23 protein-coding genes and 1 riboswitch are annotated in these 23,812 nt (G+C 64.1%); of the genes, 14 read left to right on the forward strand and 9 right to left on the reverse strand.

Annotated elements, in window-relative coordinates; all coding sequences use genetic code 11:
• The first annotated feature begins 81 nt into the window (after nt 1-81).
• Nucleotides 82-279, forward strand: a riboswitch (cobalamin riboswitch).
• 36 nt (nt 280-315) lie between these two features.
• Genes MESOP_RS18810 through cobO form a run of 4 tightly spaced genes read left to right on the forward strand, consistent with a single transcriptional unit; the run spans nt 316 to nt 2,435 of the window.
• Complete coding sequence (locus MESOP_RS18810; RefSeq protein ID WP_013894925.1) at nt 316-495, forward strand: CbtB domain-containing protein; 180 nt, start codon at nt 316-318, stop codon at nt 493-495.
• A gap of 15 nt (nt 496-510) precedes the next feature.
• A complete protein-coding gene (locus MESOP_RS18815) occupies nt 511-1,311 on the forward strand; it encodes a CbtA family protein (RefSeq protein WP_013894926.1) in 801 nt (266 codons plus the stop codon).
• Nucleotides 1,304-1,819 (forward strand): bifunctional adenosylcobinamide kinase/adenosylcobinamide-phosphate guanylyltransferase, encoded by a 516-nt coding sequence (gene cobU, locus MESOP_RS18820; protein WP_013894927.1) that lies wholly within the window; start codon nt 1,304-1,306, stop codon nt 1,817-1,819. The genes MESOP_RS18815 and cobU overlap by 8 nt, the downstream gene beginning before the upstream one ends.
• Before the next feature lies 1 nt (nt 1,820).
• Nucleotides 1,821-2,435, forward strand: a complete 615-nt coding sequence (cobO, locus tag MESOP_RS18825) for a cob(I)yrinic acid a,c-diamide adenosyltransferase (RefSeq protein WP_013894928.1) — start codon at nt 1,821-1,823, stop codon at nt 2,433-2,435.
• A gap of 35 nt (nt 2,436-2,470) precedes the next feature.
• Here cobO and cbiB read toward each other — a convergent pair whose 3' ends face one another.
• On the reverse strand, nt 2,471-3,439 hold the full coding sequence (gene cbiB, locus MESOP_RS18830; RefSeq protein WP_013894929.1) for an adenosylcobinamide-phosphate synthase CbiB: 969 nt from the start codon (nt 3,437-3,439) through the stop codon (nt 2,471-2,473).
• Between cbiB and cobD the strand changes: the two genes are divergently transcribed.
• Nucleotides 3,438-4,484 carry a threonine-phosphate decarboxylase CobD gene (gene cobD, locus MESOP_RS18835; protein ID WP_013894930.1) on the forward strand — a complete coding sequence of 349 codons (1,047 nt, stop codon included), beginning with the start codon at nt 3,438-3,440 and terminating at the stop codon, nt 4,482-4,484. The genes cbiB and cobD overlap by 2 nt on opposite strands.
• Nucleotides 4,481-4,990 (forward strand): tyrosine phosphatase family protein, encoded by a 510-nt coding sequence (locus MESOP_RS18840; protein ID WP_013894931.1) that lies wholly within the window; start codon nt 4,481-4,483, stop codon nt 4,988-4,990. The genes cobD and MESOP_RS18840 overlap by 4 nt, the downstream gene beginning before the upstream one ends.
• Before the next feature lie 4 nt (nt 4,991-4,994).
• Here MESOP_RS18840 and MESOP_RS18845 read toward each other — a convergent pair whose 3' ends face one another.
• Nucleotides 4,995-5,798, reverse strand: coding sequence for a creatininase family protein (locus MESOP_RS18845; protein WP_013894932.1), 804 nt, complete (start codon nt 5,796-5,798; stop codon nt 4,995-4,997).
• A 55-nt stretch (nt 5,799-5,853) separates the two neighbouring features.
• Nucleotides 5,854-6,237, reverse strand: coding sequence for a RidA family protein (locus tag MESOP_RS18850; protein WP_013894933.1), 384 nt, complete (start codon nt 6,235-6,237; stop codon nt 5,854-5,856).
• A 266-nt stretch (nt 6,238-6,503) separates the two neighbouring features.
• Here MESOP_RS18850 and MESOP_RS18855 point away from each other — a divergent pair, with 266 nt between their 5' ends.
• The 7 genes from MESOP_RS18855 to MESOP_RS18885 all read left to right on the forward strand — a co-directional run bounded on the left by MESOP_RS18855 (nt 6,504) and on the right by MESOP_RS18885 (nt 13,575).
• Nucleotides 6,504-7,508, forward strand: a complete 1,005-nt coding sequence (locus MESOP_RS18855; RefSeq protein ID WP_013894934.1) for an ABC transporter substrate-binding protein — start codon at nt 6,504-6,506, stop codon at nt 7,506-7,508.
• A gap of 13 nt (nt 7,509-7,521) precedes the next feature.
• Nucleotides 7,522-8,346 (forward strand): ABC transporter ATP-binding protein, encoded by an 825-nt coding sequence (locus tag MESOP_RS18860; RefSeq protein ID WP_013894935.1) that lies wholly within the window; start codon nt 7,522-7,524, stop codon nt 8,344-8,346.
• Nucleotides 8,333-9,178, forward strand: a complete 846-nt coding sequence (locus tag MESOP_RS18865) for an ABC transporter permease (RefSeq protein ID WP_013894936.1) — start codon at nt 8,333-8,335, stop codon at nt 9,176-9,178. The genes MESOP_RS18860 and MESOP_RS18865 overlap by 14 nt, the downstream gene beginning before the upstream one ends.
• Nucleotides 9,179-9,415: 237 nt before the next feature.
• Nucleotides 9,416-10,717, forward strand: a complete 1,302-nt coding sequence (locus MESOP_RS18870) for a cytosine deaminase (RefSeq protein WP_013894937.1) — start codon at nt 9,416-9,418, stop codon at nt 10,715-10,717.
• Nucleotides 10,717-12,120, forward strand: a complete 1,404-nt coding sequence (locus MESOP_RS18875; RefSeq protein ID WP_013894938.1) for an FAD-binding oxidoreductase — start codon at nt 10,717-10,719, stop codon at nt 12,118-12,120. The genes MESOP_RS18870 and MESOP_RS18875 overlap by 1 nt, the downstream gene beginning before the upstream one ends.
• Nucleotides 12,121-12,406: 286 nt before the next feature.
• Complete coding sequence (locus tag MESOP_RS18880; RefSeq protein WP_013894939.1) at nt 12,407-12,988, forward strand: NAD(P)H-dependent oxidoreductase; 582 nt, start codon at nt 12,407-12,409, stop codon at nt 12,986-12,988.
• Nucleotides 12,988-13,575, forward strand: coding sequence for an NAD(P)H-dependent oxidoreductase (locus tag MESOP_RS18885; protein WP_013894940.1), 588 nt, complete (start codon nt 12,988-12,990; stop codon nt 13,573-13,575). The genes MESOP_RS18880 and MESOP_RS18885 overlap by 1 nt, the downstream gene beginning before the upstream one ends.
• 148 nt (nt 13,576-13,723) lie before the next feature.
• On the opposite strand, the gene MESOP_RS18890 is transcribed toward MESOP_RS18885, so the two are convergent.
• The 5 genes from MESOP_RS18890 to MESOP_RS18910 are packed head-to-tail and all read right to left on the reverse strand — an operon-like array spanning nt 13,724 to nt 21,331.
• Entirely contained in the window at nt 13,724-16,183 is a 2,460-nt protein-coding gene (locus MESOP_RS18890) for a GcvT family protein (protein WP_013894941.1), read from the reverse strand.
• Nucleotides 16,180-17,361 (reverse strand): pyridoxal phosphate-dependent aminotransferase, encoded by a 1,182-nt coding sequence (locus tag MESOP_RS18895; RefSeq protein WP_013894942.1) that lies wholly within the window; start codon nt 17,359-17,361, stop codon nt 16,180-16,182. The genes MESOP_RS18890 and MESOP_RS18895 overlap by 4 nt, the downstream gene beginning before the upstream one ends.
• A complete protein-coding gene (locus tag MESOP_RS18900; protein WP_013894943.1) occupies nt 17,361-18,260 on the reverse strand; it encodes a homocysteine S-methyltransferase family protein in 900 nt (299 codons plus the stop codon). Before MESOP_RS18900 ends, MESOP_RS18895 begins: the two co-directional genes overlap by 1 nt.
• On the reverse strand, nt 18,257-20,710 hold the full coding sequence (locus MESOP_RS18905) for a GcvT family protein (protein ID WP_013894944.1): 2,454 nt from the start codon (nt 20,708-20,710) through the stop codon (nt 18,257-18,259). The genes MESOP_RS18900 and MESOP_RS18905 overlap by 4 nt, the downstream gene beginning before the upstream one ends.
• Nucleotides 20,711-20,731: 21 nt before the next feature.
• Nucleotides 20,732-21,331 (reverse strand): helix-turn-helix domain-containing protein, encoded by a 600-nt coding sequence (locus MESOP_RS18910; RefSeq protein ID WP_013894945.1) that lies wholly within the window; start codon nt 21,329-21,331, stop codon nt 20,732-20,734.
• A gap of 166 nt (nt 21,332-21,497) precedes the next feature.
• On the opposite strand from MESOP_RS18910, the gene MESOP_RS18915 reads away from it, so the two are divergent.
• Nucleotides 21,498-22,202, forward strand: a complete 705-nt coding sequence (locus tag MESOP_RS18915) for a nitroreductase (RefSeq protein WP_041164821.1) — start codon at nt 21,498-21,500, stop codon at nt 22,200-22,202.
• Between the two features lie 22 nt (nt 22,203-22,224).
• On the opposite strand, the gene MESOP_RS18920 is transcribed toward MESOP_RS18915, so the two are convergent.
• Nucleotides 22,225-23,667 (reverse strand): MFS transporter, encoded by a 1,443-nt coding sequence (locus MESOP_RS18920; protein ID WP_013894947.1) that lies wholly within the window; start codon nt 23,665-23,667, stop codon nt 22,225-22,227.
• Nucleotides 23,668-23,812: the final 145 nt, after the last annotated feature.

Below are 23,812 nucleotides of genomic sequence, written 5' to 3' on the forward strand. Positions count from 1 at the left end.
GAGAACGGCCGATGCCGCCGGCATGGCGCAATCGCGCTGGTTGCCGGCGGAATTTGGTTTGCCGCGTGTCGTGATTTTCCGTATAGTCACGCTGTCGTCGGTTCCGTTTTGGAGCCAAGAGGGAATGCGGTGCGGGCTCAATTGTCGCCCAATGCCGTGGCTGCCCCCGCAACTGTGTGCGGTAGTCCTCTCCATATGCCACTGAAGATTTTTCTTCGGGAAGGTGGAGAAGGGCGCTTATCCGCGAGCCAGGAGACCTGCCGGCGACAGGAAACTGACTTCGATGCCCTCGGGTGGAGGGTGAAAGGACAAGACATGAATACCGCTTCCGTCTCCCTCGGCACCTCGGTCTCCTCGCAGTCGCGCTTCATGCAGCTCGCGCTCGCCGCGCTGCTCGGCATCTTCGTTGTCGGCTTTGTCGGCTTCTCGCATATCGATGCGGTCCACAATGCCGCCCACGACTATCGTCATTCGATGGCGTTTCCCTGCCACTGACGAGGATTTGACATCATGAACCTGTTTCGCAACGTCGTGTTCATCGCGGCGATCGCAGGGCTCGTGGCCGGCGTCGTTCTCGCCTGCATGCAGGCCTATGCCACCGTGCCGCTTATCCTCAAGGCCGAAGTCTACGAGCAGGCCGGTGGCGGCCATCATCATGACCATGCCGCGCCCACTGCCGCGGATACCAATGCCATGAGCACCGCCGCACCGGCGGGGAATGCCATGAGTTCCGCCGCGCCTGCACCGGCCGAAGCCGCCGCTCCGGCGGAAGACGAAGGCTGGGCGCCGGCCGATGGTTTCGAGCGTTTCGGCTTCAGCGTGCTTGCCAACATCGTCACCGGCATCGGCTTCGCGCTGGTCCTGGTCGCGGTCTCGGAATTCGCGGGCGGCATCGGCAATTGGCGCCAGGGCGTGTTCTGGGGCCTGGCAGGTTTTGCCGTGTTCACGCTGGCGCCTGGCCTCGGCCTGCCGCCGGAACTGCCGGCGATGCCGGCGGCCGAGTTGCTGCCGCGCCAGATTTGGTGGGTCTCGACGGTGGCGGCCACGGCGATCGGTCTTGGGCTGATCGCCTTCCGCAAATCGCTGCCGCTCGCGATCCTCGGCGTGGCTTTGATCGTCGCCCCGCATATTGTCGGCGCGCCGCAGCCCGACAGTTTCGAGACGCCGATCCCGGAAGGCCTGCATCATCAGTTCGTGGTGGCGGTGACCGTAACCAATCTGGTGTTCTGGCTGGTGCTCGGCGCGGTCGTCGGCGTGGTGCGCGGCCGCTTCACCGGCACCGCGACCAGCCTGCGCGACAGCTTTGCCTGATCAAGGCAAGCTGACTTTCATCATTGGTGGTGCGCGCTCCGGCAAGAGCGCGCACGCCGAAATCCTGGCGACGGCATTGCCCTCGCCATGGACCTATATCGCCACGGCTGAAGCCTATGACGACGAGATGCGTGAGCGCATCGCGCTGCACCGGACGCGGCGCGGCGAGGGCTGGTCGACCATCGATGCGCCGCTGGACCTCGCGGGCGCGCTCGAGGCCCTGCCGGACAATCAGCCGGTGCTTGTCGACTGCCTCACTCTGTGGCTGACCAATCACATGCTGGCCGAACACGATATCGAGCAGGAATGCCGGCGGCTGACTGACGTGCTGTTGCGACCGCGCGGGTCTTGGTTCGTGGTGTCCAACGAAGTCGGGCAAGGCATCGTGCCGGACAATGCCCTGGCACGTCGGTTCCGCGATGCCGCCGGCCGGCTCAACCAGCAGGTCGCGGCGATTTCCGATACGGTGCTTTTGATGGTGGCCGGGCTGCCGCTCAAGGTGAAGTGAGATGACTGACATCGACGACAAGAATGAAGAGCGCCACCGCGCCAAGATGGCCAAGCGCAAGGCGGTGCAGGACGCCGAGGTGGCAAGCAAGACGGTCGAGAAGGGCCTGCTGATCGTCAACACCGGCCCCGGCAAGGGCAAGACCACGGCCGCTTTCGGCCTGGCGCTTAGAATGCTCGGCTATGGCAAACGTGTCGGCGTCGTCCAGTTCATCAAGGGCAAATGGCACACCGGCGAGAAAGACGCTTTCGCCGCTTTCGGCGACCGCGTCGTCTGGCACGCGATGGGTGAAGGGTTCACCTGGGAGACACAGGATTTGAAGCGCGATATCGCGGCCGCCGAGGCCGCCTGGGCCAAGGCGCTTGAATTGCTCGCCGATCCGTCGATCAGCCTCGTCGTGCTCGACGAACTCAATATCGCGCTGCGCTACGACTATCTCGATCTCGGCAAGGTGGTTGCGGCGCTGAAGGCCCGCCGCGAGGACCTGCATGTCGTCGTCACCGGCCGTAACGCCAAGCCGGCGCTTGTCGAAGCAGCCGACCTCGTCACCGAGATGGGCGTGACCAAGCACCATTTTTCGGCAGGTGTGAAGGCGCAGCAGGGGATCGAGTTCTGATGTTCCTTACCCTCCCCACAAGGGGGAGGGTGAGATCACGCCACAATTGCGATCGCCGCGACCGACCCGAACAGCCCGATCAGCAGATAATCGGCGACGCGGTAGAGTTTCAGCGCCCGCCTGATGTCGAGGCTGTCGGCTTCGCGGCGGCCGCCTTCTCCCATGAAGACATCGTCGACCAGCACGCCGCCATAGCTGCGCGGTCCCGCGAGTGCCAGACCAAGCGCGCCGGCCATAGCCGCTTCCGGCCAGCCGGCATTGGGCGAGCGGTGCTTTTTCGCATCGCGCCGCACAGCGCGCCAGGCATTGCGGTGGTCGGCTCCCTTGACCAGGAAAGCCGCCAGCACGATCAGCAGAGCGGTCAGCCGCGACGCCGGCAAGTTGATCCAGTCGTCGAAGCGCGCCGCCGCCCAGCCGAAGGCTTCGTGGCGCGGGGTGCGGTGGCCAATCATCGAATCGGCGGTGTTGGCGGCCTTGTAGGCGGCGCCGCCGGCGAGTCCGCCAACACCGGTCCAGAAGGCGGGGGCGACGATGCCATCGGAAAAATTCTCGGCCAGGCTCTCGATCGCCGCACGGCAGACACCGGCCCTGTCCAGCGTTTCCGGATCGCGGCCGACGATGCGCGAGACGGCGACGCGACCCATGGCGAGACCGCCTGAGTCCAGCGCATCGGCGACGGCTTCGACATGTTCGTAAAGGCTCTTCTGCGACAGGAGCGATGTCGCCAGGAGCGCGGTGACGAACAGCCCTAAGGGAACGAACCAGAGCAGGATCTGAACGCAGAGACCGATCACCGCCGGCACCAGCACGATGACCAGCAGCGCCTGGACACCGCGTTGGCGACGCAGCGCGTCGGGATCAGTAGCGCGGTTGAGCCTTAGGTCGAGAAAGGATATCAGCCTGCCGAACCACGTCACCGGATGACCGATGGCGCGAAACAACCAGTCTGGATAACCCAGAAAAAATTCGATGACCAATGACAGGAAAGCGATCAGGACTGACATGAAGCTTCTTGATGGAGCGGTGGACCATGGTGGAAGTCTTGGCCGGGCGAGGGTGCTTTTCCCCAACGCCGTACTGCCTTTCGTCGACCTCTCGACCGGTATCAATCCGCACTCCTACCCGCTTTTCGATCTGCCCGCCACCTCGCTGTCGCGATTGCCGGAGGCCGCGCGCGGGCGCGAACTGGCAGCGATCGCGGCCAGCACTTACGGCGCGCCGTCGCCAGCCCATGTCATGGCGGCACCGGGCACGCAGATCCTGCTGCCGCGGGTGGCGGCGCTGGCCAGGCCCGGCAAGGCTTTGGTGCTGGGGCCGACCTACGCCGAACATGCCCGCGCAGCAGCGATCGCCGGGCATCAGGTGACCGAAGTCAGCGATTTTGCCATGCTGGCCGAAGCTGACCTTGCCATCATCGTCAATCCGAACAACCCGGACGGGCGCATCATCGAGCGCGATCGGTTGCTGGCGTTGGCAGTGCAATTGCGCGCCAAGGGCGGGCTGCTGGTCGTCGACGAGGCATTCATGGATGTCGGTCCGCGCGAACATAGTCTTGCCGGCGATGTCGGACAGGGCGGCATCGTCGTCTTGCGCTCGTTCGGCAAGTTCTTTGGCCTGGCCGGCCTACGGCTCGGGTTTGCGCTTTCCGATGCGCTGACGGTGGAATTGCTGGAGACGCAATTCGGGCCATGGGCTGTCGCCGGCCCGGCGCTGGAGTACGGCATTCGCGCGCTTGCCGATATCGGCTGGCAGGAGGATATGCGGGCTTCCCTTATAGAGGCATCCGCGCGGCTGGACGCCCTGTTCGGCCGCTTCGGCGTTGCCGTCGCCGGCGGCACCACGCTGTTTCGCTATTTCAGCCTGGCGGATGCCGCCGGCCTGTTTTCGGCACTTGGCGAGCACGGCATCCTGCTCCGGCATTTCTCCGACCGGCCGCATGTCCTGCGTGCCGGCCTGCCGGGAAGCGAGGAAGAGTGGCGGCGGCTCGAATCGACTCTTGCCGGCTGGGCGATGCGGCGCGACGATGGCGCCAGGGAGATCGCGCGATGATCCATGTCTGTTCACTGGCGAAGATCGAGGAAACTGTGGCTAGAACCGGCGCCGACCGCATGCTGTCCTTGTTGGCAGCGGGAACCGAGGTTGTTCGGCCGTCCTCGATATCGCGGGAAAACCATCTGCATCTGGTCATGCACGACATCGCGGTGGCGCAGGACGGCATGACCATGCCGGGCGAGGAGCATGTGCGCAGCCTGCTCGACTTCGCGCGCTGCTGGGATCGGGCCAGGCCGATGCTCGTGCATTGTTATGCAGGCATCAGCCGCTCGACGGCGTCGGCCTACATCATCACCGCCGCACTGGCGCCGAAACGCGACGAGGCCGAACTGGCGCAGACGCTGCGTGCCCTGTCGCCATCGGCGACGCCCAACCCGCGGCTGATCGCGGTGGCCGATGCGCTGCTTAACCGCAATGGCCGTATGATCGAGGCGATCGAATCGATCGGGCGCGGTGCGGATGCGTTCGAAGGCACGCCATTCGCGCTGAAGATCGACGTTTAGGCGGCTATTTCAGCCACTCGGCCAACTTCGCCTTGCGCACGTCCTTGAGCAGGCTGATGAAGCCATCGGCCTGATATTCAGCCGTCAGCCGGCCTTTCTCCGCCGTTGCGATGCTGGCGTCGCCGACCACGCCGTTCGGGTTGAGATCACTGGCGATCCAGGCGAAGGCGTGAGTGCCGGTGTGGCGCAGCAGCGAAAACTCCTGCTCGGCCTTGGCGACGTTGGACACGAAATTGTCGGCCTTGCCCATGTCGACGAGATCCGGTCGGAAATGCAGCATCAGCGAGGTCTCGACATCGCCGCCGTGGATGCCGTGGCGGTCCTCGAGCTCAGTGTACATGCCGGCCGGGCGGCCGAAACGCTGCCAGCTGGTCTTCACCGCCAGCATCTTCTCGCGCACCCGCAATTCGCGTGTGATGATGCCCATGATCTCTTCATTGCCGCCATGCGAGTTGACGACGATGAGCTTGCGCACGCCGGCCCGCGCGATCGACAGGCCAAGCTCGGTCCAGGCCTCGACTAGCGTCGTTGCCGGCAGCGTAAGGGTGCCCGGCGCATGCAGATGCTCGTTCGACTTGCCCACCGCCTGGACCGGCAGTATGCGGATGTCGAGATCGTCGGGCAGGCGCGAAATGACGGTGTCCAGCATGCCGTTCATGATCGAGGTGTCGGTCGACACAGGCAGATGCGGTCCATGCTGCTCGATCGCCGCCACCGGCAGCACGGCGATGGTCGCCTCGGGATCGATCGAAGCGTATTCGGTGGTCCGGTAATCGCCCCACCACACGCGTCTTTTTGCAACGGTCATGTCATGCCTCTTCGATGAACCGGCCAGACCTAGCGCGGGACGGGCGGCCTGTCGATCACCCGGCCGCGATGGCTTCGATCTCGACCTTGAATTCGGGCCGCGCAAATCCGCTGACGATCATCAGCGTCGAGGCCGGCGCCGGGCTGGAAAACAGCCGGTCGCGGACGTCCATATAGGGCCGCAGATGCGCGCGGTCGGTCACATAGGCGTTGATGCGCACGATATCCCCAAGTCCAAGCCCCGCCTCGCCGAGGATCGCCGCGATGTTGCGGAAGCAGAGCTCGGCCTGGGCGCCGGCGTCTTCGGGTATCTGGTCATCCGCGGTGATCGCAACCTGGCCCGAGCACAGCACCAACCGCTTGCCCGAGGGCACCTCGACGCCGTGGCTGTAGCGGGCAAAGGGAGGCTTGATCGACTTCGGGGTGAGGAATTTGAACATGGCAATCTCCTGGATACCGCCAGCGTAAGGCGGGATGCATTGCAGCATCAAGATGGCGGTGCATGTTGCCGGTGCGATTGTGGACAGGCGTTCAAAAAATAGGCACGATGCCTCCAGTGCAGCACGACCTTTCCGGCTTTCGCAGATGGCTGTGGTGCAGGCGGGCGGGTCTCGGCGCGAGGCGCTGGTGGCATGTGTCTTGCTTCTTGAATCTTCGGTGTCGAGCCTGGCGCGTGTCGCGCCGGAGCAAACAAAGGGTGGTGTCGATGTACGCAAAACAGAAGATCTCGGTGGCGGTGGTGGCCTTGCTTGCCGCCGGCACGCTTGGGGCGGCGGCGAATGAAAAAGTCACCTTCGGCACCAACTGGTTGGCCGAGCCGGAACATGGCGGCTACTACCAGGCCGTGGCGGACGGCACCTATGCCGCCTGCGGCCTCGACGTCACCATCATGCAGGGCGGCCCGCAGGTCAGCGGCCGGCCGATGCTGCTGGCCGGCAAGATCGATTTCTACATGGGCGGCAACCTGCTGTCGGCCTTCGATGCCGTCCAGCAGGGCATTCCGATGCGCGTGGTGGCCGCCGACTTCCAGAAGGATCCGCAGGTCATCATGTCCCACCCCGGCGAGGGGCTCGACAAATGGGAGGATCTGAAGAACGCCGACCAGTACATTCTGGGCGACGAAGGCGTGCAGACCTTCTTCCAGTGGATGGTCACGGCGCTCGGCTTCGACGCCGCCAAGCGCGCGCCTTATACCTACAACACCGCTCCGTTCCTCGCCAACAAGAAGTCGATCCAGCAGGGCTACGTCACGTCGGAACCGTTCGCGGTCAAGAAGGAAGGCGGCTTCGTGCCGAACCAGTTCCTGCTGGCCGACTATGGCTGGGATACGTATTCGACGACGATCGAGGTGATGCAGGACACGATCGACAAGAAGCCGGAGGTGGTCCAGTGCTTCGTCGATGGCTCGGCCAAGGGCTGGTACAAATATCTCTACGGCGACAACAAGGCCGCCAACGACATGATCAAGAAAGACAATCCTGACATGAGCGACGAGCAGATCGCCTTCTCGATCGAACAGATGAAGAAGTTCGGCCTTGCCGATTCCGGCGACACCGAGAAGCTGGGCATCGGCGCCATGACCGACGCGCGGATCAAGAGTTTCTACGACAAGATGGTCAAGGCCAAGGTCACGCCCGGCGGCATCGACATCACGAAAGCCTATACGCTGACCTTCATCAACAAGGGCGTCGGGCTCGAGCTGAAGAAATAGGCCGGTCCCGGCAATGATGAGGGAAAAGGTGGCGAAAGCGCCGGCCTTGGACGTCGCTCCGACCTTGCTGGCGCTGCGCGGCGTCGGCAAGGTCTTTTCCAACGGCGTGACGGCGTTGAGCGATGTCGACCTGACGATCCGGGAAGGCGATTTTCTCAGCCTGCTCGGACCGTCCGGCTGCGGCAAGTCGACGGCGCTCCGGCTGATCGCTGGCCTCTCGACGCCGACTTCCGGCGTGCTCGATTGGCGTGGCGGTGGCTCGCTCGACCGCGCCAACATCGGCTTCGTCTTTCAGGAGCCGACATTGCTGCCCTGGGCCAGCGTTTTCGACAATGTCTGGCTGCCGCTCAGGCTGAAGGGCATTTCCCGCGGCAAGGCGGCGCCGGCCATAACGGAGATGCTGGCGCGGGTGCACCTGACCGGCTTCGAGGACGCGGTGCCGCGCGAACTGTCGGGCGGCATGAAGATGCGCGTCTCGATCGCGCGGGCCATGGTGACCAAGCCGCGTGTGCTTTTGATGGACGAGCCGTTCGCCGCGCTCGACGAGATCACACGTTTCAAGCTCAACAACGACCTCCTGGAGCTGTGGCAGGACGAACGCTTCACCGTCGTCTTCGTCACCCACAGCGTCTTTGAGAGCGTGTTCCTTTCCAACCGGGTCGTCGTCATGGCGGCACGTCCGGGCAGGGTGTTCGACGAACTCGCCATCGAGGCCGCCTATCCGCGCGACGAGGTGTTTCGGACCTCTCCAGACTACGCAGCCCTGTGCCGACAAGCATCCGATGTGCTGGTCAATGCCATCAATTCAACAGCAGGCGCGCATCATGACGGCCATTGACGAGCTCAAACTTGACCCCGAGGAAGCGCGGCGCGTGCGCCAGGAGCGGTTCGAGCGGATCGGCCGCTGGGTGCTGCCGCTGGCGATCATGATCCTGGCGATCTGGCTCTGGGACCGCATCTGCGTCTGGAACGGTATCCCGCAATATATCCTGCCACGTCCCGGCGTGGTGCTGTGGACGCTCTACAACGATGCCGGCCTGCTGTTCTCGTCGCTGCTGGTCACCTTGCGCATCACCTTCCTCAGCCTGGCCTTGGCCGTTATCGGCGGTGTCGGCCTGTCGGTGCTGTTCGCGCAGTCGAAATGGGTCGAGATGTCTTTCTTTCCGTTCGCCATCGTGCTGCAGGTGACGCCGATCGTGGCGATCTTTCCGCTGATCAACATCTACGTCGACAACCAGACGACCAAGCTTCTGCTGTGCGCCTGGATCGTCGCCTTCTTCCCGATCCTGTCCAACACCACGCTCGGCCTCAACTCCGTCGACCGCAATCTGCGCGACCTGTTCAAGCTCAACGGCGCGACGCGCTGGCAGCAATTGCGCTATCTCAGGCTGCCGGCGGCGATGCCGTATTTCCTCGGCGGGCTGAAGATCGCCGGCGGCCTGTCGCTGATCGGCGCCGTGGTGGCCGAGTTCGTCGCCGGCACCACCGGCCAGTCGTCGGGGCTTGCCTCGCGCATCATCGAGGCCGGCTACCGGCTCAACGCGCCGCGGCTGTTCGCGGCGCTGTTCCTGATCTCGCTGACCGGCATCCTGATCTTCCTCGTGCTGTCGCTGATTTCGCACCTCATTCTGCGGCGCTGGCATGAGAGCGCACTGAAGCAGGAGCGGTAGGGTGTGTGACGTGATTGATATGTTGGTGCGAGGCGCCCCCCTCTATCCTGCCCGTCCTCCGCAGCAGCTGCGCTGCAGCTGCGGAGGGTGGACCGGACATCTCCCCTTCAAGGGGGGAGATTGGCCGCTGTCACGATCTTCGCCAATCTCCAATATTGAAAAAAATGAGCCGGCGCCGACGCTGCCAATCTCCCCCCTTGAGGGGGAGATGCCCGGCAGGGCACAGGGGGGCGGGCCTTGATACCAGCCTCTGGTTCCTACCACCTTGCCAAAGCACGTGTTCATCAGTCTGTTACGCCCGGCTTCGCCGCCGTCTTCGACAGCGATGGCTTTGCGCTGGCCGACATCACTGTCGCCGATGGCAAGATCGCGGGCATTGCCGCGCATGACCAGGCAGCGGCACCAGCCGATGGCGTCGATCTCGGCGGTCGCATCATCCTGCCCTGTTTCGTCGACTGCCATACTCATATCGACAAGGGCCATATCTGGCCGCGAAAACCCAATCCGGATGGCACCTTCATGGGCGCGCTGAACGCCACCGGCGCCGACCGCACAGCCCGCTGGAGCGCCGAGGACGTGGCGCGCCGGATGGATTTCTCGCTGCGCTCTGCCTACGCGCATGGCACAAGGGCGCTGCGCACCCACATCGACAGCGTCGCGCCGCAGGAGGAGATTTCCTGGCCGGTATTCGAGACGATGCGCGAGACATGGCGTGGCCGCATCGAATTGCAGGGCGCCTGCCTGCTCGGCATCGAGGGCGTGCGCGACAGAAAATGGTTCGACAGGCTGGCGAAACGGGTTGCAGCGGCCAAGGGGGTGCTTGGCGTCGTCACCTATATGGTGCCGGACCTGGAAGAGCTGCTCGACCAGGTCTTCGCGCAAGCGATCAAGCATGGCCTCGACCTCGATTTCCATGCCGACGAGACGGACGATGCCGCCGCGATCTCGCTGAAGAAGATCGCCGAGGCGGCACTGTGGAACGGCTTCGAGGGCAAGATCCTTGTCGGCCATTGCTGTTCGCTGGCGCGGCAGCTCGATCTCGACGTGCTGGACACGTTGGACAAGGTGGCGAAGGCCGGCTTAGCCGTCGTGTCGCTGCCGATGTGCAATCTCTATCTGCAGGATCGACGCACGGATCAAACCACGCCGCGCTGGCGTGGCGTGACGCTGCTGCACGAGATGAAGGCGAGGGGCATTCCGGTGGCCGTCGCCTCAGACAACACGCGTGATCCCTTCTATGCCTATGGCGACCTCGACATGCTGGAGGTCTACCGCATGGCGACGCGCATCCTGCATTTCGATCACCCGGTCGCGGATTGGCCGCGGACGGTCACTGCAACGCCGGCCGACGTGATGCGGCTCGACGGGTTCGGCACGCTTGCCGACGGTGGCGATGCCGACTTCATCCTGTTCAAAGGTAGGAGCTGGACCGAATTGCTGTCGCGGCCCGAATCGGATCGCATCGTCGTGCGCGGCGGGCGCGCGATCGACCGGCAGTTGCCCGACTATGCCGAACTTGATGGACTGATGGTGGAATGATGGACGTCTCGGCGCTCAAACGCGATCTCGTAGGGCTGAAGATCGACGACAATCCGGCCATCGTCCAGCAGAAGAGCCGCGATTTCTACTGGTACAGCCCGGTGCTCAAGCGGCAGCTCGACCATGTCACCGGCGATCTCATCGTGACGCCGAAGAACGAGGCCGAACTGATCCGCGTGCTGGCCGCCTGTCACCGGCATGGCGTGCCGGTGACGCCACGCGGCAGCGGCACCGGCAATTACGGCCAGGCGATGCCGCTGTCCGGCGGCGTGGTGCTCAATCTTGCCGAGATGAACGAGATCAAGTCGATCGCGCCGGGCCGTGTCGTGACGGGACCGGGTGCAATCCTGGCCGATATCGACAAGGCGACGCGGGCGCATTCCGGCCAGGAGTTGCGGCTGTCGCCCTCCACCTACAACACTGCCTCGATCGGCGGCTTCATCGCCGGAGGCTCGGGCGGTGTCGGCTCGATCAATTTCGGCGGCCTGCGTGATTTCGGCAATGTGCTGCGCCTGCGCGTGGTGACCATGGAGGCCGAACCGAAGGCGCTCGAACTCACCGGCGAGGATTTGCACAAGGTGACCCACGCCTATGGCACCAACGGCATCATCTCGGAAGTCGAGATGCCGCTGACCGCTGCCTATGAGTGGGTCGATGTCATCGTCGGCTTCGACAAGTTCATGGACGCGGCGCGCTACGGCAATGCCCTGGCGTGCCAGGACGGCATCCTGACCAAGCTGATCACGCCGATCGCCGCGCCCGTGCCGCAGCTCTATTTCAAGCGGCACCAGAAATTCCTACGGGAAGGGCAGAGCATCTGCGTCGTCATGGTGGCACGGCATGGGTTGGATGCTTTCCTCGCCTTCACCCGCCGCGCCGGCGGCGAGTTGATCTTCAATGCCGCGACGGCAACGCTGGAGGAGAAAAAGGGTCTGCCGCCGGCCTATGAGCTGGCTTGGAACCACACCACGCTGAGAGCGCTGCGGGTTGACCCTTCGATCACCTATCTGCAATCGCTCTATCCTTTTCCAAAGCAGCTGGCGCTGGTCGAGAAAATGGATGCGATGTTTCCCGGCGAGGTGTTTTCGCATCTCGAATTCGTGCGGCTGGACGGCAACATCACCTGTTTCGGCCTGCCGCTGGTCAAGTTCACCACCGAAGCGCGGCTCGACGGGATCATCCGCCTGCATGAGGAGAATGGCTGCCCGATCTTCAACCCGCACCGCTATACGCTGGAAGAGGGCGGCATGAAGCAGACCGACGCGGTGCAGCTCGCCTTCAAGCGCGAGACCGACCCACAGGGGCTGCTCAATCCCGGCAAGATGATCGCCTGGGAAAATCCGGATTATGACTATCGTTCGGGGCGGACTTTTTTGTTCAGGGGGCTGCAGAGGGTGGGATGAGGAGAGGTTCGCGCTTGAACACCCCCCTCTGGCCTGCCGGACCGGGCCCTTCGCTGTCGCTCCGGGCGTTCGTCGCTAGGAAAGCCAAGCAATTGGCTTCCCGTCCGCTGCGCGGACCACTCCTCACCCCCCGCAAGGGGGGAGATCGGGCTGCCGCAACGCTTTCGCTAATTGGCAGCGTGGCAGGTTGGCCGCAGCGGCCAAGCTGCCAATCTCCCTCCTTGCGGGGGAGATGCCCGGCAGGGCAGAGGGCGGCGCCTCGCGCTAACATAGGGGATGTTTCACCGTGAACATCCTCGTCCTCTACGCCCATCCGGTCGAGACCAGCTTCAATGCCGGCCTGCACCGGGTGATCGTCGAGCGGCTGACGGCGGCGGGTCATGCGGTCGATGACTGCGATCTCTACGCCGAGGATTTCGACCCGCGGCTGACGCACCAGGAGAGGCTGGATTATCACAATCAGCGCGGCCCCGAAGACGCGGTGGCGCCGTATGTCGAGCGCCTGTTGCGGGCCGATGCGCTGGTGCTTTCCTATCCGGTCTGGAACTACGGCTTTCCCGCGATCCTGAAGGGCTTCTTCGATCGCGTCTTTCTGCCCGGCGTGTCGTTCAAGCTGGTCGACGGCAAGGTGCAGCCGTCATTGCACAACATCAAGAAGGTCGCCGCCGTCACCACCTATGGCGGCAGCCGCTTCCGCGCCATGCTGATGGGCGATCCGCCGCGCAAGCTGATCAAGCGCATGCTGCGCGCCACCGTGAAACCTGGTGCGCCGGTGACATACCTCGCGCATTACGCGATGAACCTGTCGACCGACGACAGCCGCAAGGCCTTCATGGCCAAGACCGCGGCCAGCATGGATGCCTTCTGATGCGCGCGCTGGTCGTCTATTGCCATCCGGTGCCGGAGAGTTTTTGCGCCGCGATCCGCGATGCCGCTGTCGAGGTGTTGACGCAAAGAGGCTGGGAGGTGCGGTTGCTCGACCTCTATGCCGAGAAATTCGATCCGGTGATGGGCTGCGACGAGCGGCGCGGCTACAATAACCAGGCGCCGCGGGACCCGGCGCTGAAGCCGCATTTCGAGCTGCTCAACTGGGCCGAGGCGATCCTCTTCGTCTATCCGACCTGGTGGTACGGGCTGCCGGCGATGCTGAAGGGCTGGCTCGACCGGGTTTGGGCGACCGATGTCGCCTTCAAGCTGCCGGTGGGCAAGGGGCGGATCAAATCGCTGATGACGCATGTAACCAAGGTCGGCGTCATCACCACCTGCGGCGCGCCGACCTGGTGGAGCGTCGTAGTCGGCCAACCCGGGCGCAAGACCCTGCTGCGCGGCATGCGGGCGCTCTGCGCGACGCGCTGCCGGACGTTCTTCCTGGCGCATTATCTGATGGATGCCTCGACGCCACAATCGAGGGCGGCGTTTCTGGGGAAGGTGAGGGCGAAGCTGGAAAGGTTTTGAGGGAATTAGCGTCCTTCTCCCCGTTCCACGGGGAGAAGATGCCGGCAGGCAGATGAGGGGCAGCGCGAACTTTCGAATGCTGGCGCCGCCCCTCATCCGGCCCTTCGGGCCACCTTCTCCCCGTGGAACGGGGAGAAGGAAGAGGGCGCTACATCTTCGTTCGCTCGGCCTTGGGATCATACATCGGCTTCAACGACGCCTCTGCTGCAAAACGTTCGCCGGCGATCTCGATCTCGTAGGACGAGGCCAGCACATCGGCCTCGCTCTCGCCGGGACAGGGTACATAGCCGAGCCCGATCGCACCGCCGAGATGATGGCCGTAATTGCCCGAGGTGATCGGGCCGACGATCTTGCCGTCGCGCAGGATCGCCTCGTTGTGGAAGAGCAGCGGCTGCGGGTCTTTCAGGCGGAATTGGACGAGCCGGCGTGAGAGTCCGGCCTCCTTCTTGCGCAGCACCGCATCACGGCCGATGAAGTCGCCCTTGGCCGTCTTCACCGCGAAGCCGAGCCCTGCCTCCAGCACGTGGTCCTCGTCGGTGATGTCGTGGCCGAAATGGCGGAAGGCCTTTTCGATGCGGCAGGAATCCAGCGTGTGCAGGCCGCAGAGTTTCAGTCCGACATCGGTACCGGCCTCCTCGATCGCCTCGAAGACATGGGCGGCCTGGTCGGTCGAGACATAGAGCTCCCAGCCGAGTTCGCCGACATAGGTGACGCGGTGGGCGCGGGCGAGGCCCATGCCGATCTCGATCTCCTGGAACGTGCCGAACGGATTGTTCTCGTTGGAAAAGTCGTTGGGGCTGACGTTCTGGATCAGCTTTCGGGCGTTCGGACCCATCAGGCAAAGTACGCTTTCGGCCGCGGTCACATCGGTGATGACGACGAATTCCTCGCCGACATGCCGGCGCAGCCAGGCGAGATCGCGTTGCAGCGTGGCGCCCGGCACGACGAGGAAGTAGGCGGTATCCGACAGGCGCGAGACCGTGAGATCGCTTTCGATGCCGCCGCGCTTGTTGAGCATCTGGGTGTAGACGATCTTGCCGGGCGCCACGTCCATGTCGTTGGCGCAGAGCCTTTGCAGGAAAGCGCAGGCGTCGCGGCCCTCGACGCGGATCTTGCCGAACGAGGTCATGTCGAACAGGCCGACCTTGTCGCGGACCGCCAGATGTTCCTCGCGCTGGTTGTCGAACCAGTTCTGCCGCTTCCAGGAATAGTGGTATTCGCGCTCCTGACCTTCGCGGGCGAACCAGTTGGCCCGCTCCCAGCCCGCGACCTCGCCGAACACCGCGCCGCGCGCCTTCAGGTGTTCATGCAGCGGCGAGCGCCGGACATTCCTCGACGTTGCCATCTGCCGATAGGGGAAGTGATCGGCGTAGAGCAGGCCGAGCGTTTCGGAGACGCGCTCCTTGAGATAGCGGCGGTTCTTCTGGAACGGCTGGGCACGGCGGATGTCGACTTCCCACAGGTCGAAGGGCGCCTCGCCGTCGTTGATCCACTGCGCCAGCGCCATGCCGGCGCCACCGGACGAGACGATGCCGATCGAATTGTAGCCGGTCGCCATCCAATAGCCGCGCAGTTCCGGCGCCTCGCCGAGATAATAGCGGTCGTCGGGGGTAAAACTCTCGGGTCCGTTGAAGAAGGTGTGGATGCCGGCGGTGGCCAGCATCGGCATGCGGTTGACGCCCATTTCGAGGATGGGTTCGAAATGGTCCATGTCCTCGGGCAATTGGTCGAAGCAGAAATCCTCGCGGATGCCGTCCATGCCCCAGGGCTTGGCCATCGGCTCGAAGGCGCCGAGCATCATCTTGCCGGCGTCTTCCTTGTAGTAGGCGCACTCGTCCGGCACGCGCAGCACCGGCAGGCGGCCGAGACCGGGGATGGGTTCGGTGACAAGGTAAAAATGCTCGCAGGCGTGCAGCGGGATGGTGACGCCGTTCTGGGCGCCGAGTTCACGCGCCCACATGCCGGCGCAGTTGACGACGATGTCGGCCTCGATCATGCCTGTTTCGTCACCTTGCGCCCAGGATACGCCGGTGACGCGACCGTCCCTGGTGTGGACCTTCGTCACCTTCACATTCTCAACGATGGTGGCGCCGCGCTGGCGCGCGCCCTTGGCAAGCGCCATGGCGATGTTGGCGGGGTCGCACTGGCCGTCGAGCGGCAGATGCACGGCGCCGACGACGTCGGAGACATTGAGATGCGGATACATCTCACTGACTTCGCTGGGCGAAATCTCGCGCACGTCGACATCGAAGGCGCGGGCCAGCGAGGCCTGCCGATAGATCTCGTGCTTGCGCTCCTCGGTCAGCGCCACGGTGATCGAGCCGACCTGGCGCATGCCGGTGCCGACCTCGGTCTCGGCTTCCAGCTTGACGTAGAGGTCGGCCGAATATTTCGCCAGCCGCGTCATGTTCTGCGAGCCGCGCAACTGGCCGATCAGGCCAGCGGCGTGCCATGTCGTACCCGACGTCAACTGCTTGCGCTCGAGCAGCACGATATCGGTCCAGCCGAGCTTGGCGAGGTGATAGGCGACCGAACAGCCGGAGACGCCGCCGCCGATGATGACCGCCCTTGCCTTGGCAGGGATGGCCTTGGTGAGGATGGTCGTCATGCGGCCTCGCGGCGATAGCTGGAAGCAAAACGGCGCAGCCGCAGCGCTGCTTCCCGCAGCACGGGCTCAGGCTGGCAGAGGCTGATGCGGATGTGGCCGGCGGCGGCCTCGCCGAAGCTGGAGCCGGGCATCACGCCGACATTCTCCTTGTCGAGCAAGGCCCAGGCGAATTTCTCGTCGTCGGGTTCGACATTGGATATGTCGAGCATGACATACATGCCGCCCTCTGAACCGCGCACGGTGACATCGTTCATGCCGCGCACGGCCTCGATGAAGACGGTGCGGCGCGCCGCGTAGCGCTCGGCGATGTCCTTGACGCCATAGCGGTTCTCCAGCGCCTCTGCGCAAGCGATCGAGATGAAGGCCGGCAGGCCGTAGGTCGTCACCAGGTTGAGGTTGATCAGCAGCGTGATCATCTCGCTGGGACCGGTCAGCCAGCCCATGCGCCAGCCGGTCATGCCATGGCTCTTGGACATGGAATTGATGACCAGCGTGCGCTCGGCCATACCGGGCAGCGAGCGCGGCGAGACGTGCTCGCCGCCGCCGAGCGTCCAGTAGACCTCGTCCGACAGCAGCCAGAGGTCGTGCTCGCGGCAAATCTCGGCCAGCTGTTCCAACCGTTCGCGCGAATAGACGGCGCCTGTCGGGTTGTTCGGCGTGTTGATCAGGATGGCGCGCGTGTTGGGCCTGATCGCCGCGCGGATCATGTCGGCGCGGGGCTGGAAGCCATCCTCGGCCGGCGTCTCGACGACGGTGAAACTGGCGCCGGCGGCGCTGAATGTGTTGGGATAGGTGGCGTAGTAAGGCGCCACGACGATGGCGTGGTCGCCCTGGTCGAGCACGGCCTGCACGGCCGCGTAAAGGGCGGCCTGGCCGCCCGGCGTGGCGATCACCTGATCCGGCACCGTCTCCACGCCCGTGCAGGCGCTCGATGCCACGGCCATCGCCTTGCGCAGGCGCGGCAGGCCGGGCAGCGGGGTATAGTGGTGATTGCTGCCGCGAACCGCGGTCACGCAGGCTTCGATCGTTTCCGAGGGCGTGTCGAAATCATGATCGCCGACCGACAGCATGATGATGTCTTCGCCAGCTTCCTTGCGTGTCCAGGCGGCGAAATGAACCTCCCAGCCATCCTTGCCGGAAGGTACGATACCGGAAATGCGCGATGATGGTCTTGGCATTATTGAACTCCCGAAATCTCATAGCCGGCCTGCTCGAGCCGGTCGCGCAGGGCGGCGATATGCGGTGGCCCGACTTCGCAGCAACCGCCGACGATAGTAGCGCCGGCTTCGACCCAGCCGGTCGCTTGGTCGGCGTAAGCATCAGGGCCAAGGTCATGGCGGGCGTGCAGAACATCCACCGTGCCGCCGTGCTTGAGCGCTTCGGTGGAGGTGAAGCCATTGGCATAGGCGCCGACCGGGCCGCCGAGGTCGATCAGTTCAGGCAAGGCGGCGGCGATCGCTTCCGGCCGGCAGCAATTGAGCAGCCGCGCCGCGACGGTCAGGCCATCAAGCGCGCTGGACGCGCCGGCTATCGTCTCGCCGCTGCGCAAACGCGGCGCGCCATGGTCGGCAAGTGTCCATGACACCCACACGGGCTTGCCGCTTTCCGATGCAGCGGTAACCGCCGCGCGCGCTTCGTCGGACGAGGCCATCGTCTCGCACAGGAAGAGGTCGACGCCATCCGCCTGCTCGGCAACGATGCGGCGGTAGATGTCGAGCGTTTCCTGATAGGAAATGGTCAGCGCCGGGGCGTAGCTGCCGAAAAGCGGTGACAGGCAGCCGGCGATGGTCGCATCGCCGGCTGCATCGCGGGCCTGCCTGGCCAATTCGATGCCGCGCTTCTGCAGTGGCTTGAACAGGTCTTCGGCACCCTCCCGCGCCAGGCGTTCGGGCGTCGCCGAATAGGTGTTGATTGTGATGACGCGCGCGCCGGCGCGGATGAATTCCGCGTGCAGGCCGCGCACGAGGTCCGGTTCGTCGATCAGCACCCTTGCCGACCATAGCGGCGTCGGCTCGGACTTGCTGCGCCGCACCAGTTCCTGGCCCATGCCGCCATCGGTGAGAATGACCGTCTTCATGCGCGCAGCCTCTCGTTCTTCGGATCCCACAGGGGTTCGTCCTTCTGTACGATCGCCTTGACGCGATCACCGAAGATTTCGACTTCGACGGCGGTGCCGGGTTCGGTCAAATCGGCGCGCAGCATGCCGAGCGCGATCGATTTGTCGATGCGATGGCCCCAGCCGCCCGACGTGGTCTCGCCAACGATCTGGCCATCGTGCCACAGCGTCGACATGTAGGGTGCGTCGCAATCGCCGGGATTTTCGACGACCAGCGTGACGAAGCGCTTCTTCACGCCTTGCTGCTTCTCGTTCTGCAGTGCGGCCTTGCCGCGGAAGTCTGGCTTTTCCCATTTGACGAAGCGCTCAAGCCCGCCCTGCAGGATGGAATAGTCGGTCGACAGGTCACCTTTCCAGGTGCGGTAGCCTTTTTCGAGCCTGAGCGAATCCAGCGCGTACATGCCGAACGGTTTCAGCCCATGGTTTTGTCCTGCCGCGCAGATGGCATCGAAGATGGCGGCCGTGTCGTCGACCCTGGTGTGGATTTCCCAGCCGAGTTCGCCGGCGAAGGAGACGCGCACGAGCTTCGCCCAACGGCCGGCGATTTTCGTTTCCTGATGCGTCAGCCATGGCAGCGTCAGGTCGGCGTCGCAAACTTCTGCGAGGATTTTTCGCGAATTGGGTCCGGCCAGGATCTGCGTGGAGAATTCCTCGGTTCGGTCGATCAGCTTGAAGGTCGCATCTCCCGGCATACGCGATTTCAGCCACTCGAAATCGTGCCACTGCGCCACCGCTGCGGTGATCAGCGTCATCAGATTCTCGTCGTGGCGGACCACGGACATTTCGGTGACGATGCGGCCCTTATCGTCGGCGAAATAGACGAGGCCGATGCGGCCGGGCTTCGGCACCAGTCCGGTGACCTGCAGGCTCAGCCATTCGGCCGCGCCTGGGCCTTCAAGGTTGAAGCGGGAGAAACCGGGCAGGTCCAGAATGCCGGCGGCGTCGCGCACGGCGAGACATTCCTCGCGCACGCGATGCTGCCACGGCCCGTCGCGGCGGAAGGTCAGCGTGGCTTCCTCGGAGATGTCGTCGCCGTCCTGCGCGTACCATGTGGCGCGCTCCCAGCCATTATAAGCGTCGAAGCGGGCACCCAGCGCCTTGATGCGATCGTGGATCGGCGACAGCTTGCGATCGCGCCCTACAGGCCAGGCGTGGCGCGGAAACTGGATGGCGTATTCATTGCCATAGATTTCCATGCCCTTGGCGACGCAATAGTCGGGTGCGGCGGCGAAAGAGGTGAAGCGGCGCGGGTCGCACGACCACATGTCCCATTCGGTCTGGCCTTGCGTAACCCATTCGGCGAGCACCTTGCCGGCGCCGCCGCCCTGGGCAATGCCGAAGGTGAAGACGCAGGCTTCGAAGGCATTGGGAACGCCTGGCATCGGGCCGATCAGCGGGTTGCCGTCCGGCGCGTAGGGGATCGGTCCGTTGATGACCTTGGACAGGCCGGCGGTGCCCAGGATCGGCACGCGGGCGACGGCATCGGCCAGATAATGTTCCAGCCGGTCGAGATCGTCGGGGAAAAGCTGGAAAGAGAAATCGTCCGGCATCGGATCGTTGTGATCAGCCCAATGCGCGCGGCAATTGCGCTCATAGGGGCCGAGATTCATGCCGGCCTTTTCCTGGCGCAGATAGTAGGACGTGTCGACATCGCGCAGCAGCGGCAGCTTCTTGCCCTGTTCCTTGGACCATGCGGCGAGTTCGGGGATTTCCTCGAACAGGATGTACTGGTGGCTCATCACCATCATCGGCACCTCGCGGCCGAACATCCGGCCCACTTCGGCGGCACGATAACCGGCGGCATTGACGACGATTTCGCAGCGGATTTCGCCTTGCGCCGTCTGGACCACCCATTCATCGTTCTCGCGGCGCACGCCGGTGACGGGGCAGAAGCGGATGATTTTGGCCCCCATGTCGCGCGCGCCCTTGGCCAACGCCTGGGTCAGCTGCGCCGGGTCGATGTCGCCGTCGCTGGGGTCGTAGAGCGCGCCTTCCAGGTCATGCGTTTCGATAAAGGGATAGCGGCGCTTGATCTCGTCGACGCCGACCACGTCGATGTCCATGCCCTGGTAGCGGCCCATGCCCTTGGCGCGCTGGAACTCCTGCATGCGCTCCTTCGAATGGGCGAGCCGCAGCGAGCCGGTGACGTGATAGTTCATGGGATAGTCGACGGCGTCGGCCAGGCCCCGGTAAAGCTCGGTCGAATAGCGCTGCATGTTCATCAGCGACCAGGACGAGGAGAAGGTCGGCACATTGCCGGCTGCGTGCCATGTCGAGCCGGAGGTCAGCTCGTTCTTCTCCACGAGCACGCAGTCGGTCCAGCCAGCCTTGGCGAGATGATAGAGCGCGGAAGTACCGACCACGCCACCTCCGATGATCACCACGCGCGCCGTGCTTGGCAAACCCGCCATGTTCTTCTCCCGACTTGAAACTTAATAGACCGGTGGCGAAACCACCCAGATGACAACCGCCGGCTCGGTGCCTGGATTGCGCCAGCGATAGGGCTTGCCTTCGAAGCGGAAGGAATCGCCTTCGCCGAGCCGGTGCCAGACGCCCGCTATCTCGATCTCGAAAATGCCCGAGGCGATATAGCCGGCTTCCTCGGTCGGCCGCAGCTGCTCGGTCTTCATCTCCGCGCCCGCCGCGAAGATCGAGCGCACCATTTCAAAACTACCACTGAGATCGGGCGACAGGAGTTCTTCCACCAAGCCGGATTCGCTGGTGCCAAGCGAGCGGCGCCTGCCGGCACGCACCACCACGCCGCGCTCGCTCTCGACAGGCACCTCATGGCTGAAGAACAGGCTGATCGGCACGCCGAACAATTCGGCGAAAGCCCTGAGGTCGCCGACCGATGGCGTCGAGAGGCCACGTTCGACCTGGCTGAGCCATCCAACCGAACGGCCGAGTTTCAGCGCGATCTCGGCCAGCGTCAGCCCGCGAACGCGACGCAAGGCTCTGATGTCGCTGGCCAGCACGCGTTCGTCGGACCCCTGAAATATTCGTGCGGCCGTGGCGGGCAAAGCGCTCTTCATGAAAATTCCCATCCGAATTTCATGAGAAATCAAGCTCATGAAAAAATCAAGTAGATTTTCACCAATGCTCAAGATTTGCTTGCAGGACTTTGACGGTTCATGCAAAGGCTCCGCCGCGAGCGGCGAGTGGGGACGTCCGATCGAGATACAGGCTAAGGGACGGCCCATGCTGGAAAGTAAGGCTCGAATCGCGGTTGAGGCCGAGATCGTCGACGATGCGATCCTATCGCGCCGTTCGGTGCGCGCATTTTTGCCCGACATGATCGACGACGAGACGATCAGGGACATTCTGACGGTTGCGGCACGCGCTCCATCCGGCACCAACATGCAGCCATGGCGGGTCTACGTCACCAAGGGCAAGACCAAGCAACAGATATCGGATGCCATCCTGAATTCCGGCATCCGTGCCGAGAAGGCCGATTGGGACGAGTACCGTTACTATCCCACGCAGTTCTTCGAACCGTATCTCACCCGCCGGCGCGCCAACGGGTTCGGCCTCTATGGCGCGCTCGGGATCGGTCGCCGCGAGGTCGACAAGATGCGTGCCCAGCACGACCGCAACTTCGTCTTCTTCGACGCGCCGGTCGGTATGATCTTCACCATTGACCGCCGGCTCAACCAGGGCTCGTGGATCGATTACGGCATGTTCCTGCAGAACATCATGGTCGCGGCGCGGGGCAGGGGTCTGCACACGTGTCCGCAGGCGGCCTTCGCGCCCTATCACCGGCAGATCCGGCCGGTGCTCAACATTCCCGACGAGGAGATCGTCGTCTGCGGCATGGCGCTGGGCTATGAGGACATTTCCAAGCCCGAGAACGCCTTCCGCACCGACCGCGTGCCGCTCGAGGAATGGGTTACGTTCAGCGAATAGCCGGCCGCGACGGGCTGCGGCACTATTCCGTATTCATCTGCGCGCCATGTCCGCTGACATGGGCGCCGTCCTGTGGCGTCAGCTTGAGATAGGCTGATAGTGCGCAGAGCGTGATGACGCCCTCGATCACGAACAGGATCCGGAAATCGCTGGTCACGGCAGACCCGCCGCCGGCCAGGAACGATAGCATGGCCGCCGCAAGACCGACGCTGATCGCCACCGCCAACTGCCAGAGGATGTAATAGAGCGCGCTGAAGCGGGCGAGTTGGTCGGGAGCGATGTCGGAATAGGCGAGGTTTCCGGTCGAGGCCCATTGCACCGAGCGGAAGACACCGAAAACGAAGATGTAGCTAAGCACGATCCAGACCGGCGTCGCCGCCTGCATCAGGGCGAAGCCCGCAACCATCGCGGCGACGATCGGCGTGTTGACGACCAGCACGCGGCGGAAGCCGAAGCGGTTGAGGACACGAGGCATGAAGAAACGCATGACCACCGAGCCGAGCGCGGCAACGAAGGTCAGCGATCCCGCCTCCACAGCGCTCATGCCGAAGCCGAGCTGGAACATCAGCGGCAGCAGGAAGGCGACGGAACTGAGGCCGATCGTGTCCAGGCCGCCGCCGGTGAGAAACGAGATGCGGAAGGTGCGGATGCGCAGCAGCTTGAGGTCGAGCAGGGGATTGGGCACGCGCAGGCAGTAGAGCGAGGCGATCGACAGGATGATGACCGCCAGTGCCAGTCCGCCGGCAATCATGCCGCCGGCGGCATCCTTGGCGGCAAGCGCATCCATGCCGAAGACAAGCAGGATCATGCCGCTGCCGACCAGCAGAAGGCCGGGAAAATCGAACCGCGTGCGAACGGGCTTGGTCACTGTCGGGAACAGCGAGGCGGCAAGGATTGTCGCCGCCAGCGCGAACGGCACATTGATGAAGAAAATCCAGCGCCAGGAAATGTAGGTGGTCAGCGCGCCGCCGACGAGCGGACCGACCAATGGCCCGGACTGACTGGCCAGCGAGATGTACATGTTGATCTTGAGCGTGCGGCTGCGCGGAAAGCTCGACAGGATGACGACCTGGCCGAGCGTGCCCATCAGCGCACCGCCGAAGCCCTGCAGCGCGCGGGCGCCGACCAGTGTCCAGATATCATCGGACAGGCCGCAGAGCGCCGACGAGGTGGCGAACACCAGCAAGGCAAAGCAGTAGACGTTGCGCAGGCCGAAGCGGTCGGCGGCCCAGCCGCCGAGCGGCATGGAGATGATCAGGCTGGCGACATAGACGGTGATCAGCAGGCCGAGCTGGCTCGGTGGACGACCGAGGCTTTCGCCGATGCCGGGCAGTGCCGTCACCACGACATTCTGGTCGAGGCTGGTCATGAACACGCCGCAGGCGACCGTCAGCGGTAGCAGGAGCAAGGCCCGGGCCGACACATCGGCGCGATCCGTGGCGCCGGCGGATAGTTCTGCGGTCATGGGGATGTTCGAACCAAACGAATGCGCCGAGTCTGAGACGGGATTTTTATCCCTTGGGTCGATCTGGCGACCACGTTTTTCCTACCATGGCCGCTGGCGGCGCGATTCTCTAGCGGCAGAACCGGCTGGCGTTGATGCCAGAAGC

The sequence above is a fragment of the Mesorhizobium opportunistum WSM2075 genome (genome assembly GCF_000176035.2).
GTDB lineage: Bacteria > Pseudomonadota > Alphaproteobacteria > Rhizobiales > Rhizobiaceae > Mesorhizobium > Mesorhizobium opportunistum.

What these genes read in the sequence shown, in the direction of transcription:
- MESOP_RS18850 (WP_013894933.1), bottom strand. Translation starts at nt 6,237, where the DNA reads ATGTTCAAATTCCTCACCCCGAAGTCGATCAAGCCTCCCTTTGCCCGC.
- MESOP_RS18900 (WP_013894943.1), bottom strand. Translation starts at nt 18,260, where the DNA reads ATGAAGACGGTCATTCTCACCGATGGCGGCATGGGCCAGGAACTGGTG.
- MESOP_RS18875 (WP_013894938.1), top strand. Translation starts at nt 10,717, where the DNA reads ATGGACGTCTCGGCGCTCAAACGCGATCTCGTAGGGCTGAAGATCGAC.
- MESOP_RS18810 (WP_013894925.1), top strand. Translation starts at nt 316, where the DNA reads ATGAATACCGCTTCCGTCTCCCTCGGCACCTCGGTCTCCTCGCAGTCG.
- MESOP_RS18910 (WP_013894945.1), bottom strand. Translation starts at nt 21,331, where the DNA reads ATGAAGAGCGCTTTGCCCGCCACGGCCGCACGAATATTTCAGGGGTCC.
- cobO (WP_013894928.1), top strand. Translation starts at nt 1,821, where the DNA reads ATGACTGACATCGACGACAAGAATGAAGAGCGCCACCGCGCCAAGATG.
- MESOP_RS18890 (WP_013894941.1), bottom strand. Translation starts at nt 16,183, where the DNA reads ATGACGACCATCCTCACCAAGGCCATCCCTGCCAAGGCAAGGGCGGTC.
- MESOP_RS18855 (WP_013894934.1), top strand. Translation starts at nt 6,504, where the DNA reads ATGTACGCAAAACAGAAGATCTCGGTGGCGGTGGTGGCCTTGCTTGCC.
- MESOP_RS18885 (WP_013894940.1), top strand. Translation starts at nt 12,988, where the DNA reads ATGCGCGCGCTGGTCGTCTATTGCCATCCGGTGCCGGAGAGTTTTTGC.
- cbiB (WP_013894929.1), bottom strand. Translation starts at nt 3,439, where the DNA reads ATGTCAGTCCTGATCGCTTTCCTGTCATTGGTCATCGAATTTTTTCTG.
- cobD (WP_013894930.1), top strand. Translation starts at nt 3,438, where the DNA reads ATGAAGCTTCTTGATGGAGCGGTGGACCATGGTGGAAGTCTTGGCCGG.
- MESOP_RS18860 (WP_013894935.1), top strand. Translation starts at nt 7,522, where the DNA reads ATGATGAGGGAAAAGGTGGCGAAAGCGCCGGCCTTGGACGTCGCTCCG.
- MESOP_RS18865 (WP_013894936.1), top strand. Translation starts at nt 8,333, where the DNA reads ATGACGGCCATTGACGAGCTCAAACTTGACCCCGAGGAAGCGCGGCGC.
- MESOP_RS18895 (WP_013894942.1), bottom strand. Translation starts at nt 17,361, where the DNA reads ATGCCAAGACCATCATCGCGCATTTCCGGTATCGTACCTTCCGGCAAG.
- MESOP_RS18845 (WP_013894932.1), bottom strand. Translation starts at nt 5,798, where the DNA reads ATGACCGTTGCAAAAAGACGCGTGTGGTGGGGCGATTACCGGACCACC.
- MESOP_RS18920 (WP_013894947.1), bottom strand. Translation starts at nt 23,667, where the DNA reads ATGACCGCAGAACTATCCGCCGGCGCCACGGATCGCGCCGATGTGTCG.
- MESOP_RS18915 (WP_041164821.1), top strand. Translation starts at nt 21,498, where the DNA reads ATGCTGGAAAGTAAGGCTCGAATCGCGGTTGAGGCCGAGATCGTCGAC.
- MESOP_RS18815 (WP_013894926.1), top strand. Translation starts at nt 511, where the DNA reads ATGAACCTGTTTCGCAACGTCGTGTTCATCGCGGCGATCGCAGGGCTC.
- MESOP_RS18905 (WP_013894944.1), bottom strand. Translation starts at nt 20,710, where the DNA reads ATGGCGGGTTTGCCAAGCACGGCGCGCGTGGTGATCATCGGAGGTGGC.
- MESOP_RS18840 (WP_013894931.1), top strand. Translation starts at nt 4,481, where the DNA reads ATGATCCATGTCTGTTCACTGGCGAAGATCGAGGAAACTGTGGCTAGA.